20 protein-coding genes are annotated in these 19,884 nt (G+C 68.1%); 15 read left to right on the top strand and 5 right to left on the bottom strand.

The features are described from left to right. Positions 1-21 precede the first annotated feature (21 nt). Positions 22-927, bottom strand: coding sequence for a GNAT family N-acetyltransferase (locus tag DFO45_RS22135; RefSeq protein WP_133866554.1), 906 nt, complete (start codon positions 925-927; stop codon positions 22-24). Positions 928-1,528: 601 nt separating this feature from the next. Between DFO45_RS22135 and DFO45_RS22130 the strand changes: the two genes are divergently transcribed. Beyond that, complete coding sequence (locus DFO45_RS22130; RefSeq protein ID WP_043879754.1) at positions 1,529-1,897, top strand: hypothetical protein; 369 nt, start codon at positions 1,529-1,531, stop codon at positions 1,895-1,897. Between the two features lie 91 nt (positions 1,898-1,988). On the opposite strand, the gene DFO45_RS22125 is transcribed toward DFO45_RS22130, so the two are convergent. Beyond that, positions 1,989-2,987 (bottom strand): hypothetical protein, encoded by a 999-nt coding sequence (locus DFO45_RS22125; RefSeq protein WP_133866553.1) that lies wholly within the window; start codon positions 2,985-2,987, stop codon positions 1,989-1,991. A 530-nt stretch (positions 2,988-3,517) separates the two neighbouring features. Between DFO45_RS22125 and DFO45_RS22120 the strand changes: the two genes are divergently transcribed. From DFO45_RS22120 to DFO45_RS22085, 8 genes are all read left to right on the top strand, one after another. Continuing rightward, a complete protein-coding gene (locus DFO45_RS22120; RefSeq protein ID WP_012172881.1) occupies positions 3,518-3,802 on the top strand; it encodes an XRE family transcriptional regulator in 285 nt (94 codons plus the stop codon). 3 nt (positions 3,803-3,805) lie between these two features. Next, complete coding sequence (hyfB, locus tag DFO45_RS22115; RefSeq protein ID WP_133866552.1) at positions 3,806-5,809, top strand: hydrogenase 4 subunit B; 2,004 nt, start codon at positions 3,806-3,808, stop codon at positions 5,807-5,809. Next, a complete protein-coding gene (locus tag DFO45_RS22110) occupies positions 5,800-6,756 on the top strand; it encodes an NADH-quinone oxidoreductase subunit H (RefSeq protein WP_133866551.1) in 957 nt (318 codons plus the stop codon). Before hyfB ends, DFO45_RS22110 begins: the two co-directional genes overlap by 10 nt. Before the next feature lie 2 nt (positions 6,757-6,758). Next, positions 6,759-7,421, top strand: a complete 663-nt coding sequence (locus DFO45_RS22105) for a hydrogenase-4 component E (protein ID WP_012172878.1) — start codon at positions 6,759-6,761, stop codon at positions 7,419-7,421. Beyond that, positions 7,418-8,863, top strand: coding sequence for a hydrogenase 4 subunit F (locus tag DFO45_RS22100; RefSeq protein ID WP_133866550.1), 1,446 nt, complete (start codon positions 7,418-7,420; stop codon positions 8,861-8,863). Before DFO45_RS22105 ends, DFO45_RS22100 begins: the two co-directional genes overlap by 4 nt. A 9-nt stretch (positions 8,864-8,872) precedes the next feature. Continuing rightward, positions 8,873-10,387, top strand: coding sequence for a nickel-dependent hydrogenase large subunit (locus tag DFO45_RS22095; RefSeq protein ID WP_133866549.1), 1,515 nt, complete (start codon positions 8,873-8,875; stop codon positions 10,385-10,387). A 10-nt stretch (positions 10,388-10,397) separates the two neighbouring features. Beyond that, positions 10,398-10,910, top strand: a complete 513-nt coding sequence (locus DFO45_RS22090; RefSeq protein ID WP_133866548.1) for an NADH-quinone oxidoreductase subunit B family protein — start codon at positions 10,398-10,400, stop codon at positions 10,908-10,910. Between the two features lie 228 nt (positions 10,911-11,138). Continuing rightward, positions 11,139-11,429 carry a hypothetical protein gene (locus DFO45_RS22085; protein ID WP_043879752.1) on the top strand — a complete coding sequence of 97 codons (291 nt, stop codon included), beginning with the start codon at positions 11,139-11,141 and terminating at the stop codon, positions 11,427-11,429. 54 nt (positions 11,430-11,483) lie between these two features. On the opposite strand, the gene DFO45_RS22080 is transcribed toward DFO45_RS22085, so the two are convergent. After that, a complete protein-coding gene (locus DFO45_RS22080; protein WP_133866547.1) occupies positions 11,484-11,756 on the bottom strand; it encodes a hypothetical protein in 273 nt (90 codons plus the stop codon). Between the two features lie 3 nt (positions 11,757-11,759). Further along, positions 11,760-12,359 carry a hypothetical protein gene (locus tag DFO45_RS22075; RefSeq protein WP_133866546.1) on the bottom strand — a complete coding sequence of 200 codons (600 nt, stop codon included), beginning with the start codon at positions 12,357-12,359 and terminating at the stop codon, positions 11,760-11,762. A 260-nt stretch (positions 12,360-12,619) separates the two neighbouring features. On the opposite strand from DFO45_RS22075, the gene htpG reads away from it, so the two are divergent. The 6 genes from htpG (at position 12,620) to DFO45_RS22045 (ending at position 18,969) form a co-directional block, all read left to right on the top strand. After that, positions 12,620-14,527 (top strand): molecular chaperone HtpG, encoded by a 1,908-nt coding sequence (htpG, locus tag DFO45_RS22070; RefSeq protein ID WP_133866545.1) that lies wholly within the window; start codon positions 12,620-12,622, stop codon positions 14,525-14,527. Positions 14,528-14,610: 83 nt separating this feature from the next. Next, entirely contained in the window at positions 14,611-15,462 is an 852-nt protein-coding gene (locus DFO45_RS22065) for a transglutaminase family protein (protein ID WP_166657224.1), read from the top strand. 124 nt (positions 15,463-15,586) lie between these two features. Then, entirely contained in the window at positions 15,587-16,756 is a 1,170-nt protein-coding gene (gene mnmA, locus DFO45_RS22060) for a tRNA 2-thiouridine(34) synthase MnmA (protein WP_280960293.1), read from the top strand. A gap of 106 nt (positions 16,757-16,862) precedes the next feature. Beyond that, on the top strand, positions 16,863-17,504 hold the full coding sequence (locus tag DFO45_RS22055; RefSeq protein ID WP_133866543.1) for a class I SAM-dependent methyltransferase: 642 nt from the start codon (positions 16,863-16,865) through the stop codon (positions 17,502-17,504). A gap of 109 nt (positions 17,505-17,613) precedes the next feature. Then, a complete protein-coding gene (gene gshB / locus DFO45_RS22050; RefSeq protein ID WP_012172868.1) occupies positions 17,614-18,558 on the top strand; it encodes a glutathione synthase in 945 nt (314 codons plus the stop codon). 99 nt (positions 18,559-18,657) lie between these two features. After that, positions 18,658-18,969: a polyhydroxyalkanoic acid system family protein gene (locus DFO45_RS22045; protein ID WP_133866542.1), complete on the top strand. Its 312-nt coding sequence runs from the start codon at positions 18,658-18,660 to the stop codon at positions 18,967-18,969. An 82-nt stretch (positions 18,970-19,051) separates the two neighbouring features. On the opposite strand, the gene DFO45_RS22040 is transcribed toward DFO45_RS22045, so the two are convergent. Beyond that, the gene (locus tag DFO45_RS22040) at positions 19,052-19,846 is read right to left on the bottom strand and encodes a class I SAM-dependent methyltransferase (RefSeq protein WP_133866541.1); all 795 of its coding nucleotides are present in this window, start codon (positions 19,844-19,846) and stop codon (positions 19,052-19,054) included. Between the last annotated feature and the right edge of the window lie 38 nt (positions 19,847-19,884).

The following is a 19,884-nucleotide window of genomic DNA, read 5'->3' as shown; positions in this document are numbered from 1 at the left end:
GGCGATAGGCCCGCCTGATCCTCAGAGCGCCTTGCGGCTGATGATGAGATGGTCCGCCCACAAAGCGTGGGGCCGGAAGTGGCGGTCCAGCAGCCGGCAGACCTTCGCCCCGTCGTTGAGGGTGGGGTGCAGGACGACGGTGGCGCCGGGGCCCTGTGTCTCCTCCAGCGCGGCGAGCCAGGCATCCATGGCCAGAAGCATGTGCGAGGGGCCGGTCTCGCACCAGCCGATGGGCGCGAGCCACCGGCCAGAGGCCGCTTGATACTGCGCCATGAGCCACCCGCGGATCATGCCGTGCCCATCCACCAGCAGTTGCGAGACGGTGGGCGTGCCGATGGGCAGCCAGGGCGCGGGATCAGCCCAGGCCGGAAGGCGGCCAGCCGCCTGCACCGCCTGCGCATGGGCGAGGAGGCGTGGGATCGCCTCTGCCCCCGCGGCCGCCAGGGTGAGGGACGACAGGCCGGCTTCGCGTGCGGCGGCAATGCGGCGTGCGGCCAACTGCATCGCCTCTTCACGGTCGCCCACCCGGAAGCTCATGCGCAGCCTCCATGGCGTCGGAGCCTCCCAGCCCTCGCGCATCAGCACGGCATGGAAGCTCTCCAACTGGGGCAGCCTGTCGGACCAGACGGCGCCGAGGGCCTTGCGACCGGTTTGTGCGATGTCCGCCGACAACTGCCGCAGCAGTGCGCGTCCGATGCCCCGCCGCCGGAAGAGGGGCGTCACCATGAGCGAGACGAGGTCCTGCACCTCGGGCTGCTGGACATTGGGCCGCGAGACGAGGAGGCCGGCGGCGATATTTCCAATGCGGGCGACCAGATGATGGTCCCCCGCCGCAGCCGGGCCCTCCGCCAGCCGCGCAAGGAGGTTCTGGGTCGCAAGGCCCGCCAGGGCTTCGACGTCCTCCGCGCCGGCACGGCGGATGGACATCTCAGGACCGGCGGATGCGGCATCCGGTGACAGCAGGATTGGACGCATCAGTGGACCTGTGACTTCGGCGGGTGGTCGGGTTGATCCGGCGTCCGGGCGCGCCTGATTGGTACGGACGAACGCGACGACGTCAATGGGCGCCATCTGCCGCCGACGGGATTACGCACGCCGGAAGCTGCCCCGCCACCGCATTCGGCAGGTGCGGGCGCGTCCACAGGGAGGCTGCGGCCAGATGGGCGGGCCCATCCGCGTTCCCAATCGTTGCCGCCTCAAGGATAGGTGGCATGTGGAAGGCGTCCGAATGCATGTTCATCGCGGCATCTCGACAATCCGCCAGACGACTCCACTGGTGTCGACCTGTCTTTCCGTCATGTGTACTGGCAAACGGGTGGCAGGGCTTGGCAATTTTCAGGTCCATCCGGCGGCTTGGCTCGGTGCCAAATATAGTTGGGTACAGGGGGCGGTGCGGAAGGCTCGTGTGGTGCGCGGTTGTTGTCCATGTGCTGCAATGGCCTTCCAGGGTGGCGCGGCCGTTTGAACGGGTGCATTCTGCCACCCGATGGCAAGCGGAGTGAGATGCCGCGTCTTGAAGGATGTGATGATGCCCAGCGCCCTTGATCCGATGACCTTGGCGAACCGGGCTATTGAGCGATCATTGATTTCGGCGGCTCGGCAGGATGCCGACTTCCGGGCCCTGCTCCTGCGCGATCCCCGCGCGGCGCTGGTGGCGTTGCTGGGCGTGGATCCCATTCCCTCCTACACGATCCGAGTGGTGGAGGAGCAGCCCGGTGAGGTGGTGCTGGTGCTGCCGCGCGACGTCAGCCTCGACGAGCTCCCGGATGATCTTCTGGACGGCGTTGTCGGCGGGACGAGCCCGCTCGGGGACGGGCGTTGGGGCCAGATCGATGCCCAGATCGACGAGATGGTCCGGAACCAGCTTTCCGAGTTCAGGCGCCGGTCCGGCCTTTAGCCGGTCACGCCGCGCCTTCCGCGTGCGGGTGCGCTCCGCGCAGGACTCGTGCTGCTTGAGCCCGTGATGGTGCGGCGGGCGGCGGGTGTCGTCAGTCGAGGCTGAGATGGAAGGCCGCGAGGCTCGCGAACCACGCATCGGCCGCGTCCCGGAACTGCTCCGTCACCTCCACCTCGCGCCCGCCCTTGGCGTGGAGCCGCAGGAAGCCGCACGCTTCGGCCTGCTCCGTCAGCAGCCGGGCATGGGTGCGCGAGATGCCGGTATGATTCGACAGAGTTTCATAGGGCAGGCTGATGCGGGCAGAGCCGCGCGCTCGGGCTTCATCGAGCAGCAGAAGCAGCGCCATATAGCCGCCGTCGCGTGTCGCCAACTGCTGGATGGACGCATGCGTCCCGCGAAGCGCCAGATAATCGTTGAGCCGAGGTGCGAACAGACGGTGCCAGTTGCGATGCCCGGCGCCGGCGGCAGCCACATCGCGGGTGGACCAGGCCGGCGCCTGCGGATCGCAGGTGGGCGCGCCACCCGTCTGGGTTGCGGAATTGAGGCTGAGGCGGGAGAGCAGCTCGCGGGCGGCTGCGCCGGTGGGGGGCGTGTCGGCGAGACGGGCGAGCGGCTGCACCATCGCTTCCACGAACAGGGCGTCCGACCCCCAGAGGCGGGCGGTGGGCAGCAGCAGGGTGAGGCGGAGATCTTCCTCGGCCTTGCGCCGCTCAACGAAACCGTAACGCTCCAGCACGGCCACCAGCGCCTCGATGCGGTTGCGGCTGGCCAGCTCCGAACCGGCGAGGCTCTGCTGCAGGCGTCCGAGCGTCAGCCAGGTGCTGCGTTCCTCGGCCTGTTGCGTGGCGGCCAGCGTCAGGAGCATCTGGATGGTGACGTAGCGGCCTTCCTCCAGCATGAGGCGGCTCAGCAGATAGTCGCCGCGGAACAACTGGACGATGTTCTGGATGACGGCGTCCCGCATGACCGGGAAGCCGGGGTCGCCTCGCACATGGGCGGCGAACGCGGCGAGGTCGACTGGCGCAGCCCGGAGCTGAATGCGCCCGGCGTCAAGGCCGGCAGCCGGCAGTCGCTGGGCGAGAGCGTTCATCCATGATCCCCGATCAGCAGGCGCGGCGCGACGCACCAGCTACCCCGACGCAAGGGCCATGCCCTAGCCGGTGCATCGACGATCTCATCTTATCATGGTGCCGTTGCGCATAAACCCTGATCCCATCAATGGGCATTGATGTTCGGGCGCCTGTTGGTCATGGGCGCGTATCCAGGGTTTTATTTATATGCAGCTCAACGATAGCGGGTGATGTCGCGGAGCGTCAAGTCCACGCTCCCCATCTCGTGGGAGGTATGATGGCGCGATGCACTCCTCTGGTGCAAGCGTCTTGTCGCCGGACAGGCGGAGAAAAACAGGTCGATCCCCATGGCTGCGGACGCTGCCCCTCCGTCCTGCGACCGGGCCGGATATCGGAATGCGTCGCGATCCCGACCTTTCATCGTGCGAGCCGTGGCGGCCTGTGCGTCGTCATTGAATGATGTTTAAAACATCATAATTTTATGTTTGATATTCACTCCTGACGTGATTAGGCTAATTCATCAATTCTCAGCCATGGGTCTTTCGGCCACATGATCACCGCTGCGCAACTGCGTGCCGCTCGCGCCCTGCTCGGGCTCGACCAGAAGGCGCTGGCCGCGCTGTGCGCGCTCTCCGTGCCGACCATCCAGCGGATGGAGGCCAGTGACGGGGTCATTCGCGGCAATGTGGATTCCCTGATGAAGCTCGTGGGCGCGCTGGAGGGCGCGGGCATCCAGCTCCTCAGCGAGGGCATGGTGAGTGAAGGGGGCGGGCGCGGCGTGCGTCTGCGCGAGGCCCCCGTCCGCCGCCCGGCGCCGCTTCCGGACGAGGCCTGACCCATGCCCGTGATCGTCGAGCTCTGGTGCATCTGTGCGCTGCTGGCTCTGGCGGTCGCAGCCATTCCCCTGTCGCGCCATGGCGGTGCGCATGCGGTGATCTATGGTGGCACGGGGCTTGTCTGCCTCGTGGGCCTGTTGAACGCTCTCACGGCCCTGCCGGCCAGCCCCGCCACGCTCGCGTTGCCGCTCGGCCTGCCGGGCCTCGGCACGCAGGTGCGCCTGGATGCGCTGAGTGCGGTCTTCCTGGCCATCGTCAATCTGTGCGGCGCGGCTGCCAGCCTCTATGCCATCGGCTATGGCCGCCATGCGGCTGAGCCCGCGCGGGTGCTGTCCTTCTTTCCCGCCTTTCTTGCCGCCATGAGCCTCGTGTTGCTGGCGGATGACGCCTACAGCTTCCTGTTCGGCTGGGAGGTGATGTCGCTCGCCTCCTGGGCGCTGGTGCTGGCGGATCATCGGGAGGCCGCCAACCGGCGGGCCGCCTTCATCTATCTCGTCATGGCGAGCGCCGGCGCGTTCCTGCTGATGCTCGCTTTCGGACTTCTGGCGGGCAGCGCGGGGAGCGTGGCCTTTTCCGTCCTGCGCGCCCACGCGCCGGAGGGTGTGCTGGGTACCGTCGTGCTGTTCCTGGCATTGGCTGGCGCCGGCTCCAAGGCGGGTCTGTTTCCGCTCCACGCCTGGCTGCCGCTCGCCCATCCCGCCGCCCCGAGCCACGTTTCCGCGCTCATGAGCGCGGGCATGACCAAGGTGGCGGTCTATGGCTTCGTGCGCATCGCTTTTGATCTGCTGGGCCCGCCCGAATGGTGGTGGGGCATGCCGGTGCTCGCCATTGGCGCCGCGACGGCGGTGCTGGGCGTGCTCTATGCGCTGATGCAGGCGGATTTGAAGCGGGCGCTCGCCTTCAGCACCATCGAGAACATCGGCATCATCTTCGTCGGGCTCGGCCTCGCGCTCGCCTTCTCCGCCAACGGCATGAAAGCGGCTGGGGCGCTGGCCCTGACGGCGGCGCTGTTCCACGCGCTGAACCACGCGCTGTTCAAGAGCCTTCTGTTCTTTGGCGCCGGCGCGGTACTGCACGGCACGGGAACACGGGACATGGAGCGGCTCGGCGGCCTCATCCATGCCATGCCGGTGACGGCCTTCACGATGCTGGTGGCCTGCGCGGCCATTTCGGCGCTGCCGCCGCTGAACGGCTTCGTCTCCGAATGGCTGACCTTCCAGGCCATATTGCTGAGCCCGGACCTGCCCGCCTGGGGGCCGAAGCTGCTGGTGCCGGCGGCCGGCGCCCTGCTTGCCCTTGCCGCGGCGCTGGCGGCGGCTTGCTTCGTGCGCATCTACGGCACCGTCTTCCTCGGCCGCCCGCGCTCGCCCGCTGCCGCGCAGGCCCATGAGGTGGACCGCTGGTCGCTGGCCGCCATGCTGGGGCTGGCCGGGCTTTGTGTGCTTGCCGGCATCCTGCCGGGGCTGGTGATCGATGCGGTGGCCCCCGCCGTGGAGGCGCTGGTGGGTGCGCGCATGCCGCCTCAGGCTGGCACGGCCTGGCTTTCCATCATTCCCGTGGCCGAGAGCCGCAGCTCCTATAACGGGCTGCTGGTGCTCCTCTTTGTGCTCGGCTCGGCTGGCCTGATGGCGCTGCTCATCCATCGCTTCGCCTCGCGGACGGTACGGCGCGGCCCGGCCTGGGACTGCGGTTTTCCCGATGCGGGCCTGCGCACGCAGTACAGCGCTTCCAGCTTCGCCCAGCCCATCCGCCGCGTTTTCGGCACCACCCTGTTCGGCGCGCGCGAGCGCATCACCATGCCGCCGCCGGGCGATCTCCGGCCGGCGCGTTTCGTGCTGCGTATCGTCGATCCAGCGTGGGAGGGGCTCTACCTGCCGCTGGCGCGGGGCGTGTGGCGCCTCTCGGGGCGGATGGACGGCCTGCAATATCTCTCCATCCGGCGCTATCTCGGCCTCGTCTTCGGGGCGCTCGTCCTGCTGCTTCTGGTGCTGGCGCTATGGGCCTGATCCACGCTCTCGTCGTGCAAGGCCTCCAGATGGCCCTTGTGCTCGCGCTGGCGCCGCTGCTCACCGGCTTCGTGCGCGTGGTGAAGGCCCGCCTGCTGCGCCGGCGCGGGCCGCCGCTGCTGCAGCCCTATTTCGATCTCGCGCGCCTCGCCCGCAAGGATGTGGTGCTGGCGGGCAATGCCTCCTGGCTGTTCCGCGCCGCGCCCTATCTCATCTTCGCTTCCACCTGGGTGGCAGCGGCGCTGGTGCCCACCTTCGCCACCGGCCTTGTCTTCAGCTGGACGGCGGACCTCATCGCCATCACGGCCCTGCTCGGCAGCGCGCGCTTCTTTCAGGCGCTGGCGGGCATGGACATCGGCACCAGCTTCGGCGGCCTCGGCTCCAGCCGGGAGGTGATGATCGCCTCGCTCGCCGAGCCCGCGCTCATCATGATCGTCTTCACGCTGGCGCTGGTCGCGGGCTCGACGCAGCTCTCCACCGTCGCCGAACACATGCTGGCGGCCCATGTGGGCCTGCGTGTCTCGCTGGGGCTAGCACTGATTGGCCTCACCATGGTGGCCATTGCCGAGAATGCCCGCATCCCGGTGGACAACCCGGCGACCCATCTCGAACTCACCATGGTGCATGAGGCTATGGTGCTGGAATATTCCGGCCGCCACCTCGCGCTCATCGAGCTCGCCGCATCGCTGAAGCTGGTGCTCTATCTCTCCCTCATCGCCTGCGTGTTCGTGCCGTGGGGCCTTGCCCCGGCGGGCGCAGCGCCGCTGGCGCTCCTCATCGGCATGCTGGCTTATGGGGCGAAGCTCGCGGTGGGCGGCAGCCTGCTGGCGCTGTTCGAGACCTCGATCGCCAAGATGCGGGTGTTCCGCGTGCCGGATTTCCTCGGCGCGGCGCTGATGCTGGGGCTGCTCGGCACGCTGCTGCTGTTCGTGTCGCGGAGCTTCTGAGCATGGGCAGCCTTCTCTTCGATGTGGCGCATCTTCTGGCGGGCGGGCTCGTCTTCACTAGCCTCGTGATGCTCTATCAGGCCCGCCTGCCGAACCTCATCCGCGTCTATGGCCTTCAGGCGCTGCTCCTTACCCTCTCCGTCGCGTGGCAGGCCTATGCGCAGGATGCGCCGCATCTCTATGTGACCGCCGCCATCACGCTCGCCTTCAAGGCGCTCATCATTCCCGTGGCGCTGCTGCGGATGATCGAGCGGCTCGGCATTCACCGGCAGGTGGAGTCCGCGCTCAGCACCGGCCTCACCATGATGGCCGGCATCGGCCTCATTGCCCTGTCCATGGTGGTGATGCTGCGCGTGACCTCCGGGGCCGATCCTCTGGCGCGGGAGGACCTCGCCTTCGCCCTCTCCGTCGTGCTGCTTGGCCTCCTGATGATGGTGACGCGGCGCAACGCCGTCAGTCAGGTGGTGGGCTTCATGTCGCTGGAGAACGGGCTGATCCTCGCCGCGACGGGCGCCAAGGGGATGCCGCTGGTGGTGGAAATCTCGGTCGCCTTCTCGGTGCTGGTGGCCTTCATCGTCATCGGCATCTTCCTCTTCCGCATCCGCGAGCGCTTCGACACTGTGGATTCCACGGCCCTCGACCGCTTCCGGGAGGGCCGCAGATGACCCTCGGCCTTGATGCGGCTTCGGCCCTGCTTCTGCTGCCCGCCGCCAGCGCGCTCCTGCTGCTGGCGCTGCCGGCGCCCCGCCTCGGCGCATGGCTGAATGCGGCGAGCGCCGCCTTGTCCTTCGTCGCGGCCGCCTCGCTGCTGCTGGTGCAGCCGCCGGAGGGAGAGTTCCTGCGGGTTGACGATCTCAACATCGTCTTTCTGGTGCTGAACAGCTTCGTGGGCGCGACCACGTCGCTCTACAGCGCAGGCTATATCGCGCACGAGCTGGAGACGGGCCGCCTCTCGCCCGCGCAGATGCGCGTCTATCACGCCATGTATCAGGTGCTGCTGTTCGCCATGAATCTGGCGCTGCTGGCGAGCAATCTCGGCGTGATGTGGGTGGCGATCGAGTTGGCGACGCTCACCACCGTGCTGATGGTAGGCCTCTATCGCACGCCCGCCGCGATCGAGGCGGCGTGGAAATATTTCATCCTCGGCAGCGTCGGCATCGCGCTCGCCTTGTTCGGCACCATCCTCGTCTACATGGCCGCCCGGCCAGTGGTGGGGGAGGGGCATGACGGCATGCTCTGGACCGTGCTCATGAGCCATGCGGCGGCCTTCGATCCGGCGCTGCTCAACCTCGCCTTCGTCTTCCTGCTGCTGGGCTACGGCACCAAAGTCGGCCTCGTGCCGCTGCACTCCTGGCTGCCGGACGCCCACGCCGAGGGGCCGACACCCATTTCCGCCGTGCTCTCGGGTCTCCTGCTGAATGTGGCGCTCTATGCGGTGCTGCGCTTCAAGCTGCTGCTGGCGGCCGCGCCGGGCGCGCTGGCGCCGGGGCCGCTGCTCATGGGGCTTGGGCTGCTGTCGCTGCTGTTCGCCGGGCTGATGCTCTACCGGCGGCGGGACATCAAGCGTCTGTTCGCCTTCTCCTCCATCGAGCACATGGGGCTGATCGCGTTCGCGTTCGGTATCGGCGGGCCGGTGGCGAATTTCGCCGGCCTGCTGCACATGGTGATGCACAGCCTCACCAAGTCCGCCATCTTCTTCGGCGTCGGTCATGCGGTGCAGGTGAAGGGCACGCAGGCGCTCTCCGAGATCCGGGGCCTCACCACCAGCCATCCGCTGCTCGGCTGGGGGCTGGTGGCGGGCGTCGCCGCCATCGTCGGCCTCCCGCCGGCCGGTGTGTTCATGAGCGAATTCCTCATTCTCACCTCGACCGTTGCGCGGGCGCCGGTACTGGCGGGGCTGCTGGCGCTCGGGCTCGTCATCGCCTTCGCGGCCCTGATGCTGCGCCTGCATGCGCTGGCCTTCGGCGCGCCGCGCGGGCCCTCGGCACCGGTGAAGGGCACACAAGTGCCCATGCTGGTGCATCTGGCGCTGGTGTGGTGCGCGGGTGTGTGGTTGCCGGGGCCGCTGGTAAGCTGGTTCCAGCACATCGCGCATCTTCTGGGCTGAGGGGGCGAGATGGGCGCACTCACCGATATTCTCGCCACCGGCCGCATCCGCACCGACCACCGGCCGTGGCTGCGCGCCGAAGTGGACGCCGCGACATGGGAGGCGCTGTCCGGGGGGCTGGCGGCGGGCCGCTGGACGCTCATGGCCCTGTGGGGCGAGCCCGACGCCGTGCACATGGCGCTGCTGGATGAGGCCGCGACCTCGCTGGGCACGGCCACCTATCTTCCGGGCGACGGCACGTTCCCCTCCGTTGGCCGCCACCATGCGCCGGCCCAAAGGCTGGAGCGCACCATTCGCGACCTGTACGGCCTGGTGCCAATCGAAGCGCCCGATACGCGCCTCTGGCTCGATCATGGCCGCTGGCCGGTGTCACGCCCCCTCAACGCGGCCCCTATTCCGCCCGACACGACGCCCTATGCCTTTCTGCCCGTGGAAGGCCAGGGGCTGCACGAGGTGGCCGTGGGGCCGGTCCATGCGGGCATCATCGAGCCCGGCCATTTCCGCTTCACCGGCAATGGCGAGGCGGTCGTGCGGCTGGAAGAGCGGCTCGGCTATGTCCATCGCGGCATCGAGGGACTGATGCGCGGGGCATCGCTGGAGCGCGCCGCCACCTTCGCCGGCCGGGTGTCTGGCGACAGCACGGTGGCCTATGCTTTGGCCTTCGCCGGCGCCGTCGAAGCCGCCCTCGAGATGGAGGCACCGCCACGCGCCCGCTGGCTGCGTGGCCTGATGGCGGAGCTGGAACGCCTCGCCAATCACTTCGGTGACATCGGTGCCGTCTGCAACGACGCCGCCTTTGCGCGGATGCTCGCCCCCTGCGCGGTGCTGCGCGAACAGGTGCTGCGGGCGAGCGAGGCGGCCTTCGGCCAGCGCATGATGCGCGATCTGGTCGTTCCCGGTGGCGTGCTGGTCGATCTCGCGCCGCGCGGAGAGGGCAGGCTGCGATCGCTGGTGGAAACTGCGCGTTCGGCCTTGCCGGAACTGCTGGCACTTTATGACGGCACCGCCTCCTTGCAGGACCGCACCGTGGGTACGGGCATCGCGCAGCCGGATCTGGTGCGCCGCTTCGGTTGCGGCGGCTTTGTGGGGCGGGCATCGGGACGGGGCTTCGATGCCCGGCGGACGCTACCTTACGCTCCTTACGATGCGCTGCGCTTCGACGTGGCGGTGCTGGAGGCGGGAGACGTGGACGCGCGGGTGCGCATCCGCTTCAGCGAGGCGGAAGAGAGCCTTTCGCTCATCACGCAGATGCTCAGCAATATGCCCGACGGGGGCGACCTGTCTTCGCCGCTGCCGCAGTCCGGCGCGGCGCGCGAGGGCGTGGCACTGGTGGAAGGGTTCCGGGGCGACGTCTTCGCCTTTGTGCGGCTGGATGCGGCCGGGCGCGTCGCCCATGCCCATCTGCGCGATCCCTCCTGGTTCCAGTGGCCGGTTCTGGAGGCGGTCATCGAAGGCAATATCATCGCCGATTTCCCCCTCTGCAACAAATCCTTCAACTGCTCCTATGCGGGGCACGACCTGTGAGGCGGCGCGGATGCGGACACTCCTGATCGATGCCCTGCTGAAAGGCCCGCTGACCGAGCCGGCGCCGGCGGCGGATGATGCGGAGCTGCTGGCCTTCGGCGCGCAGCTCGAAGGGGCGGCGCGGCGCAGGCTCGGCCGTGGTCTTACCATCCGGCAGGTGGATGCGGGCTCCTGCAACGGCTGCGAACTCGAAATCCATGCCCTCTCCAACGCCTATTACGATCTGGAGCGCTTCGGTCTGCGTTTCGTCGCATCGCCCCGCCATGCGGACGTCCTGCTGGTTACGGGGCCGGTGACGACCAACATGCGGGAGGCGCTGGTGCGGACCTATGAGGCGACGCCCGGCCCGAAATGGGTGGTCGCGGCCGGAAGTTGCGCCTGTGACGGTGGCCTGTTCGCGCAGAGCTATGCCTGCGCCGGGGCGCTGGAGAATGTCATTCCGGTCGATCTGCGTATCCCCGGCTGCCCGCCTGCCCCGCTCAGCCTGCTCAAGGGCCTGATCGCCCTTCTGCAAAGGGATTAGCCAACACGTCCCGGTGCATTTCCGCGCACGGGCTCCAGTCTTGTTCCGGGATCTGGAAGATGTGGTTAAGCGCCTCGTCGAGGCCGCACAGTCACGCCATCATACAACTTGGTCACGGCTGTGAAATGCCCTGAAATCTCGCGATCCGAAGCGTGGAGGAATGCTCGGGCGGAACCGGATGTTGAGGAAAGGGGTTGTTCAGGCAAGACGGAAAGACAGGAGTCATCCATGATGAAGCCCTTTGCCGCCCTTCTTGCCGCGGCAACCCTTTCGGCGCCCCTCATCGCGATGCCGCTCTCGACGGCCTCGGCCGATAGCTGGCGCCAGATCACCATCGACCGCAGGGCGCCCCATCACCCGCCGGCCTATCGTCCCCAGGCCCGCAGTCATCAGTATCGCCACTATGTGGCGCCGCGTCACGCTCCGCCGCGCCATTACGGCTGGCGCGAACGCCACGAGTGGCGGGAGCGGAACGCCATGCGGGGCGCTCCGGGTTACGGCTGGGGTTATTATCGATAAGCTCAAGCAGACGGCGGCCGGAAGGCCGCCGTGTCTGTATGGTCTGGCGCGCGTTCAGCGCCGCTCGGGGCGGACGAGGCCGCGGGCCTCCAGCACGCTCAGGATGGCATCTGCGCTGGCATAGGCCGACGACCGGCCACTCGTGCTGGCATCTCCCCAGATCAGGTCCGGAAAGAAACGCTCATAGACGAGGGCGGCGACTTCCTCACGCAGGTCGTCCGGAGCCGTGTCATGGGCACTCATATCGGCCCGCACCGGCCTGTCGTCATGGCTGAAGCGCCGGGTGAAAGGCCACATGGGCGTGTCGCGCGCGATGGAGAGCGACATGCCTCAATGCTCCGGCGTGATGGCGCCCAGCACCGCCGCCTGCACGGTGGAGACGGCGGCGGCCGTGGTGTCGATGGCGCCGCTCACCATGCGCCGGCCGTCATCCACCCAACCGAGCAGCATCGGCTTCTGCGGGGCAGCGACCGCTTGCGGCGCAGGCGACGACGCGGGCGCCGAGGCGAGCACCACGGCGGCGGTCTTTGCGCCCGTCAGCGCCGGATCTCGGCTTTCGCAGGCGCTGGTGCAGCGATCGTAGCGCTCCACGCCGGCCACGGTGCTCCAGCGGCTGGGGCTGCTGCTCACGACGCGTGGCCGCGCGGTCGGCAAGGGCGCGGCGGGCTCCGCGGTGGCAACCGCAAGCTTGGGCGCCTCGGCTGCGGCCTGCGCCTTCGGCGGCAGCTGCGGCCCGAAATCGAAGGCCGGCGCATCGGCGAGAGCGATGGTTCGGGCGGGTGCCGGAGTTTCCTGGGGCATCAGGTGGCCGGCGGCGAGGGCGCCGATGCCGAGGCTGAGGCCGATACCGGCGCGAAGGGCGATCCGCTTCAGGGCCGGGGTGGTCGAGGGGGACTGGGGCATCCGGGGCAGGCGCGTGAAGGGGGGCATCACCAACTCCGCTTTCGTTCTGACGGCGACTAAAGCGGAGCATTGGGGCGGACCTCGGACCGAACGGTGTCCGCGGCGTTTCCGTCGTCCTGAAATTTGTAACCGGGTATGTCCGCGCCCGCGTTATTGCGGCAAACCTGTGCCGAAGCGCGGGCCTTGAAAAGGCGGGCGCGCGGGTCCATCTCCTGCGCCATCGGGTTACCGGGCCGCGTGCCCGGTCCCGAATCCCTTCCTTCGACAAGACGTGAGACGGACCCCGCATGACGACCGCCGAAGCCGCCGCCCCCGAAAGCCGCACCTTCGAGGCCGATGTCGCCAAGCTCCTGCATCTGATGGTGCACTCGGTCTATTCCGACAAGGACGTGTTCCTGCGCGAGCTGATCTCGAACGCCGCCGATGCGTGCGAGAAGCTGCGTTACGAGGCCATCACCACTCCGGCCCTGCTGGGCGAGGACGCCCGCCCGCGCATAACGCTGGCTATCGATGCCGAGGGCGGCCGCCTGACCGTGGAAGACAATGGCATCGGCATGAGCCGCGACGAGATGGTCGAGGCGCTCGGCACCATCGCCCGCTCCGGCACCAAGGCCTTCATGGAGCGCATTGAGGCGGCCGCCGGCGGCGAGAAGGCCGAACTCATCGGCCAGTTCGGCGTCGGCTTCTATTCCGCCTTCATGGTCGCGGAGAAGGTGGATGTCATCTCCCGGCGCGCCGGTGCCGATACGGCCAACATCTGGTCTTCTGATGGCAAGGGCGCCTATACGGTCGGCGAGATCGACGTGGCGCAGGCCCCCGCGCGCGGCACCCGCGTTGTGCTGCACCTCAATGAGGACGGCAAGGCCTATGCGGATCGCTTCCGGCTGGAGCGCATCGTCAAGGAGCAGTCCGGCCACGTGCCGGTTCCGATCTATATCGTCGAGAAGCTGGACGCCGAGCCCGAGGAGATCGCCGATGGCGTCGCCCTCTGGACCAAGTCGAAGAGCGACATTTCGGCCGAGGACTATGCGGATTTCTACCGCTCCGTCGCCGGCCAGTTCGACCAGCCGGCGCTGACGGTCCATTTCCGCGCCGAGGGCCGGCACGAATACACCGCCCTCGTCTTCGTGCCCTCCACCAAGCCGTTCGACCTGTTCGAGCCCGAGCGCACCGGCCGGGTGAAGCTCTATGTGAAGCGAGTCTTCATCACCGATGACGCGGAGCTTCTGCCCCGCTACCTGCGCTTCGTGCGCGGCGTCGTGGACAGCGCCGACCTGCCGCTCAACCTGTCGCGCGAGATGCTGCAGGACAGCGCCATCCTCGCCGCCATCCGAAAGGGCGTGACCGGGCGTGTTCTGACCGAGTTGGAGAAGCTCGCCCAGAGCGATGCCGAGGCCTATGCGGGCATCTGGTCCAATTTCGGCGCGGTGCTGAAGGAAGGCCTGTACGAGGATTACGAGCGGCGCGCCCAGCTCCTGAACCTCGCGCGCTTCAAGACCACCACCAGCGGCACGGCCGCCGATAGCGGCTGGCGCACGCTGAAGGACTATCTGGCTGATCTGAAGGAAAACCAGACCGCCATCTATTACATCACCGGCGACCTCGCCCGCGTGGAACATGCCCCGCAGCTGGAAGGCTTCCGCGCCCGTGGCGTGGAGGTGCTGCTGCTGCCCGATCAGGTGGACAGCTTCTGGGTAACGGCGGGCGTCGATTACGAGGGCAAGCCCTTCAAATCGGTGACGCAGGGCGCCGCCGACCTCTCCCTCATCCCGCTGCCGAAGTCGGATGAGGCGGAGACGCCGGAGCCTGAGGCGAAAGATACGGGCGACTTCATCGCCTTCGTGAAGGAGACGCTGGGCGATCAGGTGGCGGATGTGCGCGCCTCGGACCGCCTCACCACCTCCGCCGTGTGCCTCGTGGCGCCGGAGAGCGGCATCGACCGGCGGCTGGAGAAGCTGCTGGCGAGTGCCGGCCGGCTCGGTGATGCGGCCAAGCCCGTGCTGGAGATCAATCCGCGCCATCCGCTGGTGGCGGCGCTGGCGGCGCATGGGGCCTCGGACAGCGATTTCCGCGCCGATGCCGCCCACCTCCTGCTCGATCAGGCCCGCGTGCTTGATGGCGACCAGCCGTCCGACCCGCAGGCCTTCGCCGAGCGTCTGATGCGGGTGATGCAGCGCGGCCTGCCGGCCGCCTGAGCCGGCGCGGCACACGGCCCGGCGTCCACGGCGTTTGACAGCCGGGCCTTGGCCATGCGCCGATGGGCGGAATGGAGCGTGGCATGCGCGTCTGGATCTCCCATCGGACCAGTTACTTCTACCATCAGCCGGTGGCGCTCGGTCTCCACCGGCTGATGCTGCGTCCGCGGGAGGACCGCGAGCATCGTTTGCTCGCCTTCACGCTGGACATTACCCCCGATTGCCGGGTCGCCTGGGCGACCGATGTCTATGGAAACGCCGTGGCCACGGCCGCCTTCGAGGGCGAGACGCCCGTCCTGGTGGTGGAAAGCCGCGCGGAACTGAAGCTCGTGGGCGCCCCCGGCGACGTGCCGCAGCTCGATCCCTTCGCCCAGACCTATCCCTTCGCTTATTCCGGCCCCGATTGGACGGTGGCCGATCCTTTTGCCTTGCCGGTCTATTTCGATCCGCAGGCCCGGCTCGCGGCCTGGGTCGGGGCCATCGTAATGGGGCCGGCGGTGCCCACCCTCGCGCTTCTTCAGGACATCAACACCGCCGTGCAGCGGTCCGCCCGCTATGAGGTGCGCGCGCAAGGTGGCACGCAGGGGCCGCTGGATACGCTCGACCGGGGCATCGCCTCCTGCCGGGATTTCGCCGTGCTGTTCGCGGAAGCCGTGCGCACGCTTGGTTTCGCCGCGCGGCTTGTCTCGGGCTATCTCGCCAATCCGGGCGGTAGCGCGCCGGGCACGGCCTCGACCCATGCCTGGGTGGAGGTGTTTCTGCCCGGTGCCGGCTGGGTGGCGTTTGATCCCACCCACGGGACCATGGGCGGGCACAATCTGGTGGGCGTTGCCGCCGGCCGTACCATGGAGGAGACGACGCCGGTCTCCGGCACCTATGCGGGCCGCTCCGATGCGCTCCGCCAGATGCTGGTGGAGGTGGAGGTCACCGCCTGACGCAGAGGTGGGCGGCGTGGTCTGAATTGCGCCGCACGGTTGCCTTTCTATATTAGTCACGCCTGACAGCGGGCATGGAGCGCCGGAGCGCCCTGCCGCCGTGACCGAGAGATGAACCATCGTGCTGCCTGACCTCACCGACATCGGGACCGATCCCGCCTCCACCCGCGTGGTGGTGGCCATGTCGGGCGGCGTGGATTCCTCGGTGGTCGCGGGGCTTCTGGCGCGGGCGGGCTTCGACGTGGTGGGCGTGACGCTCCAGCTCTACGATCAGGGCGAGGCGGCGCGCCGCAAGGGCGCCTGCTGCGCCGGGCAGGATATTTACGACGCCCGCGACGTCGCCGACCGCCTCGGCATTCCCCATTACGTGCTCGACTATGAAAGCCGCTTCCGCGAGGAGGTCATCGAGCGCTTCGCGGACAGCTATGCCGCCGGCTTCACCCCCATTCCCTGCGTCGACTGCAACCGCACGGTGAAGTTCCGCGATCTGCTGGCCACCGCCGAGGACCTCGGCGCCTCCGTCCTCGCCACCGGCCATTATGTGGCGAGCCGCGCGCTGCCCGACGGCCGGCGGGGCCTGTTCCGCGCGGCGGAAGAGAATCGCGACCAGAGCTATTTCCTCTATGCGACGACGCAGGCGCAGGCGACCAAGCTGCGCTTTCCGCTCGGTGGCATGAGGAAGAGCGACGTGCGGGCGCTGGCGGCCGAACTCGGCCTCCCGGTGGCGGACAAGCCGGACAGCCAGGACATCTGCTTCGTGCCGGGCGGCGATTATGCCGAGGTGGTGGAGCGGCTGCGCCCCGAGGCGGGGGAGGCGGGCGACATTGTCCATCTGGACGGGCGCGTGCTCGGCCGGCACCGGGGCGTGATGCATTACACCGTCGGCCAGCGGAAGGGCCTCGGTATCTCGACGCCCGAGCCGCTCTATGTGGTCGCCATCGACGCCGCGCGCCGCGAAGTGCGCGTCGGCCCGCGCGAGGCGCTGGCGGTGCGCTCCATCGGCCTCACGGACATCAACTGGCTGGGCGACGTGCCGCTGCTCGACGCCTGCGCGGCGGAGCAGGACATCTATGTGAAGGTGCGCTCCACCCGCCCGCCGACGCCGGCCCGCCTCCTGCGCGACGCCGACGGTGCGCCGTCGGTGGAGCTCCTGGCGGGCGAAGAGGGAGTTGCGCCGGGACAGGCTTGCGTCTTCTATGACGCTGCGTCCGGTGCCGCCCGCCTGCTCGGCGGGGGCACCATCGTGCGTGCGGAACGGGCCGGGCGTCATCTGGCCGCCGCGCAGGTGGCGTAAGCGAACCTATCGAATCGCAACCGGCTGCGGTTGCCGGGGTTATAAGGGTGGCTGGAGGCGGGCCGGCAGGTTTCGGTCGCCCCCGCAAAGCTGAAGGATGTGCGGGATGGCGGTTCAATACGATCTTGAAGGGCAGAAGCGCGCCTATGCGAAATGGGCGCCCATCTATGACAAGGTCTATGTGAAGCTGCTGGCCGATGCGCAGCGCAAGGCGGCGACCGCCGCCGCCGCCTGCGGCTCGGACATTCTGGAAGTGGGCGTCGGCACTGGCCTCGTCCTGCCTTATTACCCCGCCCACTGCCGGGTGACCGGCATCGACCTCTCGTTCGACATGCTGGAAAAGGCGATGGAGAAGAAGGTCGACCGCAAGCTCTCCCATGTGGGGCTGCTCGCCTCCATGGATGCCTGTGCGCTCGGCTTTCCCGATGCCCGCTTCGATGCCATCACCGTGCCCTTTGTCATCACGCTCGTGCCTAACCCGGAGAAGGCGCTCGACGAGATGCGCCGTGTGCTGAAGCCGGGCGGCGAGATCATCATCGCCTCCAAGCTTGGCGCGGATGCGGGGCCGACCATGCATGTGGAGAGCATGCTGGCGCCGATGATGAAGAAGGTGGGCTGGAGCATCGCCTTCAAGGCCAGCCGCCTGCGCAACTGGGCAGCCACCCACCCGGACATGAGCGTCATCGACATCTCGCCGGTGTTCCCGGTGGGCTTCTTCAAGATGGTGCGCATCAAGAAGGCGCGTTGAGCCGTCCGGCGGGGCAGGGCGCTGCAAAGCGCCGCCCTGCTCTGGCGGTCAGGGCCTCGGGCCTATAGATAGGGTTCATCCCTGCCCGGGCCTTTCGCCGGAGCCTTTCATGAGCCTTCAGGTTGCGGTCCAGATGGACCATATCGCCCACATCAACATTGCGGGCGACTCCACCTTTGCCCTGCTGCTGGAAGCCCAGCGCCGTGGTCATCGCCTCGTCCACTACACGCCCGACCGCCTCGCCATGCGCGACGGAGCGGTGTTCGCCACCGTCGAGGATCTGACGGTCGCCGACGAGGCCGGCAAGCACTTCACCCTTGGCGAGAAGCGCCGGGTGAAGCTGTCGGACTATGACGTGGTGCTGCTGCGGCAGGACCCGCCGTTCGACATGGCCTATGTCACGACCACCCATCTTCTGGAGCGGATCCACCCCAAGACGCTGGTGGTGAATGATCCGGCCCATGTGCGAAACGCGCCGGAGAAGATCTTCGTCACCGAATTCCCCGAGCTGATGCCGCCGACGCTCATCACCCGCGACCTCGAGGAGATCAAGGCGTTCCGGGCCGAGTTCAAGGATGTCGTCATGAAGCCGCTTTACGGCAATGGCGGCGCGGCGGTATTCCGCATGGCCGAGGGCGACCTCAATTTCGGCTCGCTCTACGACCTGTTCTCCACCACCTTCCGCGAGCCCTGGGTGATCCAGCGCTTCCTCCCCGAGGTGAAGCACGGCGACAAGCGCATCATCCTCGTGGACGGCGAGGCGGCGGGTGCCGTGAACCGCGTGCCGAGCGAGGGCGACCTGCGCTCCAACATGGTGCGCGGCGGCGCGGCCCGGCCCACGGACCTCACGGACCGCGAGCAGGAAATCTGCGCCCGCATCGGCCCTTCGCTGCGCAAGATGGGTCTGATCTTCGTGGGTATCGACGTGATCGACGGCAATCTCACCGAGATCAACGTCACCTCGCCCACGGGCCTGCGCGCCATCAAGCGCCTCGGCGGCCCCGATATCGCCGCCCAGATCTGGGACAAGATCGAGGAGAAGCGGCGCGCCTGAGCGCGATCCGAGCGGATTGAATCAATCCGCTCGGTAAATCGCTCTCTAAACTCAAGGAAGAGCACGCGCCCTTCGATTGCCAAGAGACAAGGACCACGCATGGCCCCGCCGCTGACTGTATCCGTTCCCCACAAGCTCGGCCGCGAGGAAGCCGTGCGCCGCCTCCAGCAGGGCACGAGCCTGCTGCGGGAGAAGTTCGGCAATCAGGTGCAGATCCTCGAAGAGACCTGGGTCGACTCCAACCTCGATTTCCGCATCGCCGCCATGGGCCAGCAGGCCTCCGGCAAGATCGAGGTGGCGGACGATCAGGTGCATCTGGCGGTGGAACTGCCCTATCTGCTCCACCTCGCCGGCACCAAGATCAAGGAAATGGTCCAGAAGCAGGGAGCGCTGCTGCTGGAGAAGAAGTAAGCGCCTCGGGCGGCAGCGCGCGGCAGGCCTCTTTTCAGCCTGCCGCGTCTCCTTTGTAGCCTCTTCAGCTGTGCGCCCGCTCTCAGAGCGGCCGGAACACCAGCGTCGCGGTATCGAGGGTGAAGGTGCCGTCGGGCTCGATCTCGAAATAGGCCCGCACTTCCTTCGGCGCGCCTTCTTCCAGCGCCCGGATGGCGTCGGCGAGCACAGGCGGCGTGCGCATGCGCGCGATCCAGGAGGCGAATTCCAGCCGCAGGCGGCGGGTCTCCATCCCTTCCAGCACCAGCCCGGCCTTTTCGGCGGCGCTCACCCATTCCGGCACCGAATAGTCGCGCACATGGGACGTGTCGCGCAGCAGCTCGATGCTCTGGACGAAGGTGTCGAAAAGCGGATGGGGCGGGGCGACCACATCCATGAAGATCACCTTGCCCTGCGGCTTCACCACGCGCCGCGCCTGCCGCAGGCCCGCCCCGAGATCATGCCAGTGGTGGGCGCTGTAGCGCGAGACCACCCAGTCGAAGCTCGCGTCCGCGAAGGGCAGGTCCTCGGCGCGGCCCTGCTCGGTGGCGATATTGTCGAGCCCGCGTCCCTGCGCCTCGTCGACCACGGCCTGCAGCATGGAGCTCGAGAGATCGTAGGCCATGACGTGCCGCACCAGGGGGGCCGCCGTGAAGCTTACATGGCCGCCGCCGCAGCCCAGATCCAGAAGGCGATCGACGCCTGCGCCGGAGAGACGGGCGGCGAGATCGGTAAGGTCCGCGCCCTTGGCATGCACTTCGCTCGCCACATAGGCCTGCGCCTGCGGGCTGAAGTGCGCCGAAACGAGACCCTCGTGGCCCTGAGGGGCGGGGTGGCTGGCGGCGGAGGAAGCGGTCATGGGGCATGTCCTGATAGGGGCAGCAGCTTGCCACCCAA

Origin of the sequence: Azorhizobium sp. AG788 (assembly GCF_004364705.1) — a bacterium.
GTDB classification, from domain to species: Bacteria; Pseudomonadota; Alphaproteobacteria; order Rhizobiales; family Xanthobacteraceae; genus Azorhizobium; species Azorhizobium caulinodans.
Note: the sequence above shows the minus strand (reverse complement) of the source record. Positions and strands in the feature narration are given on the sequence as shown.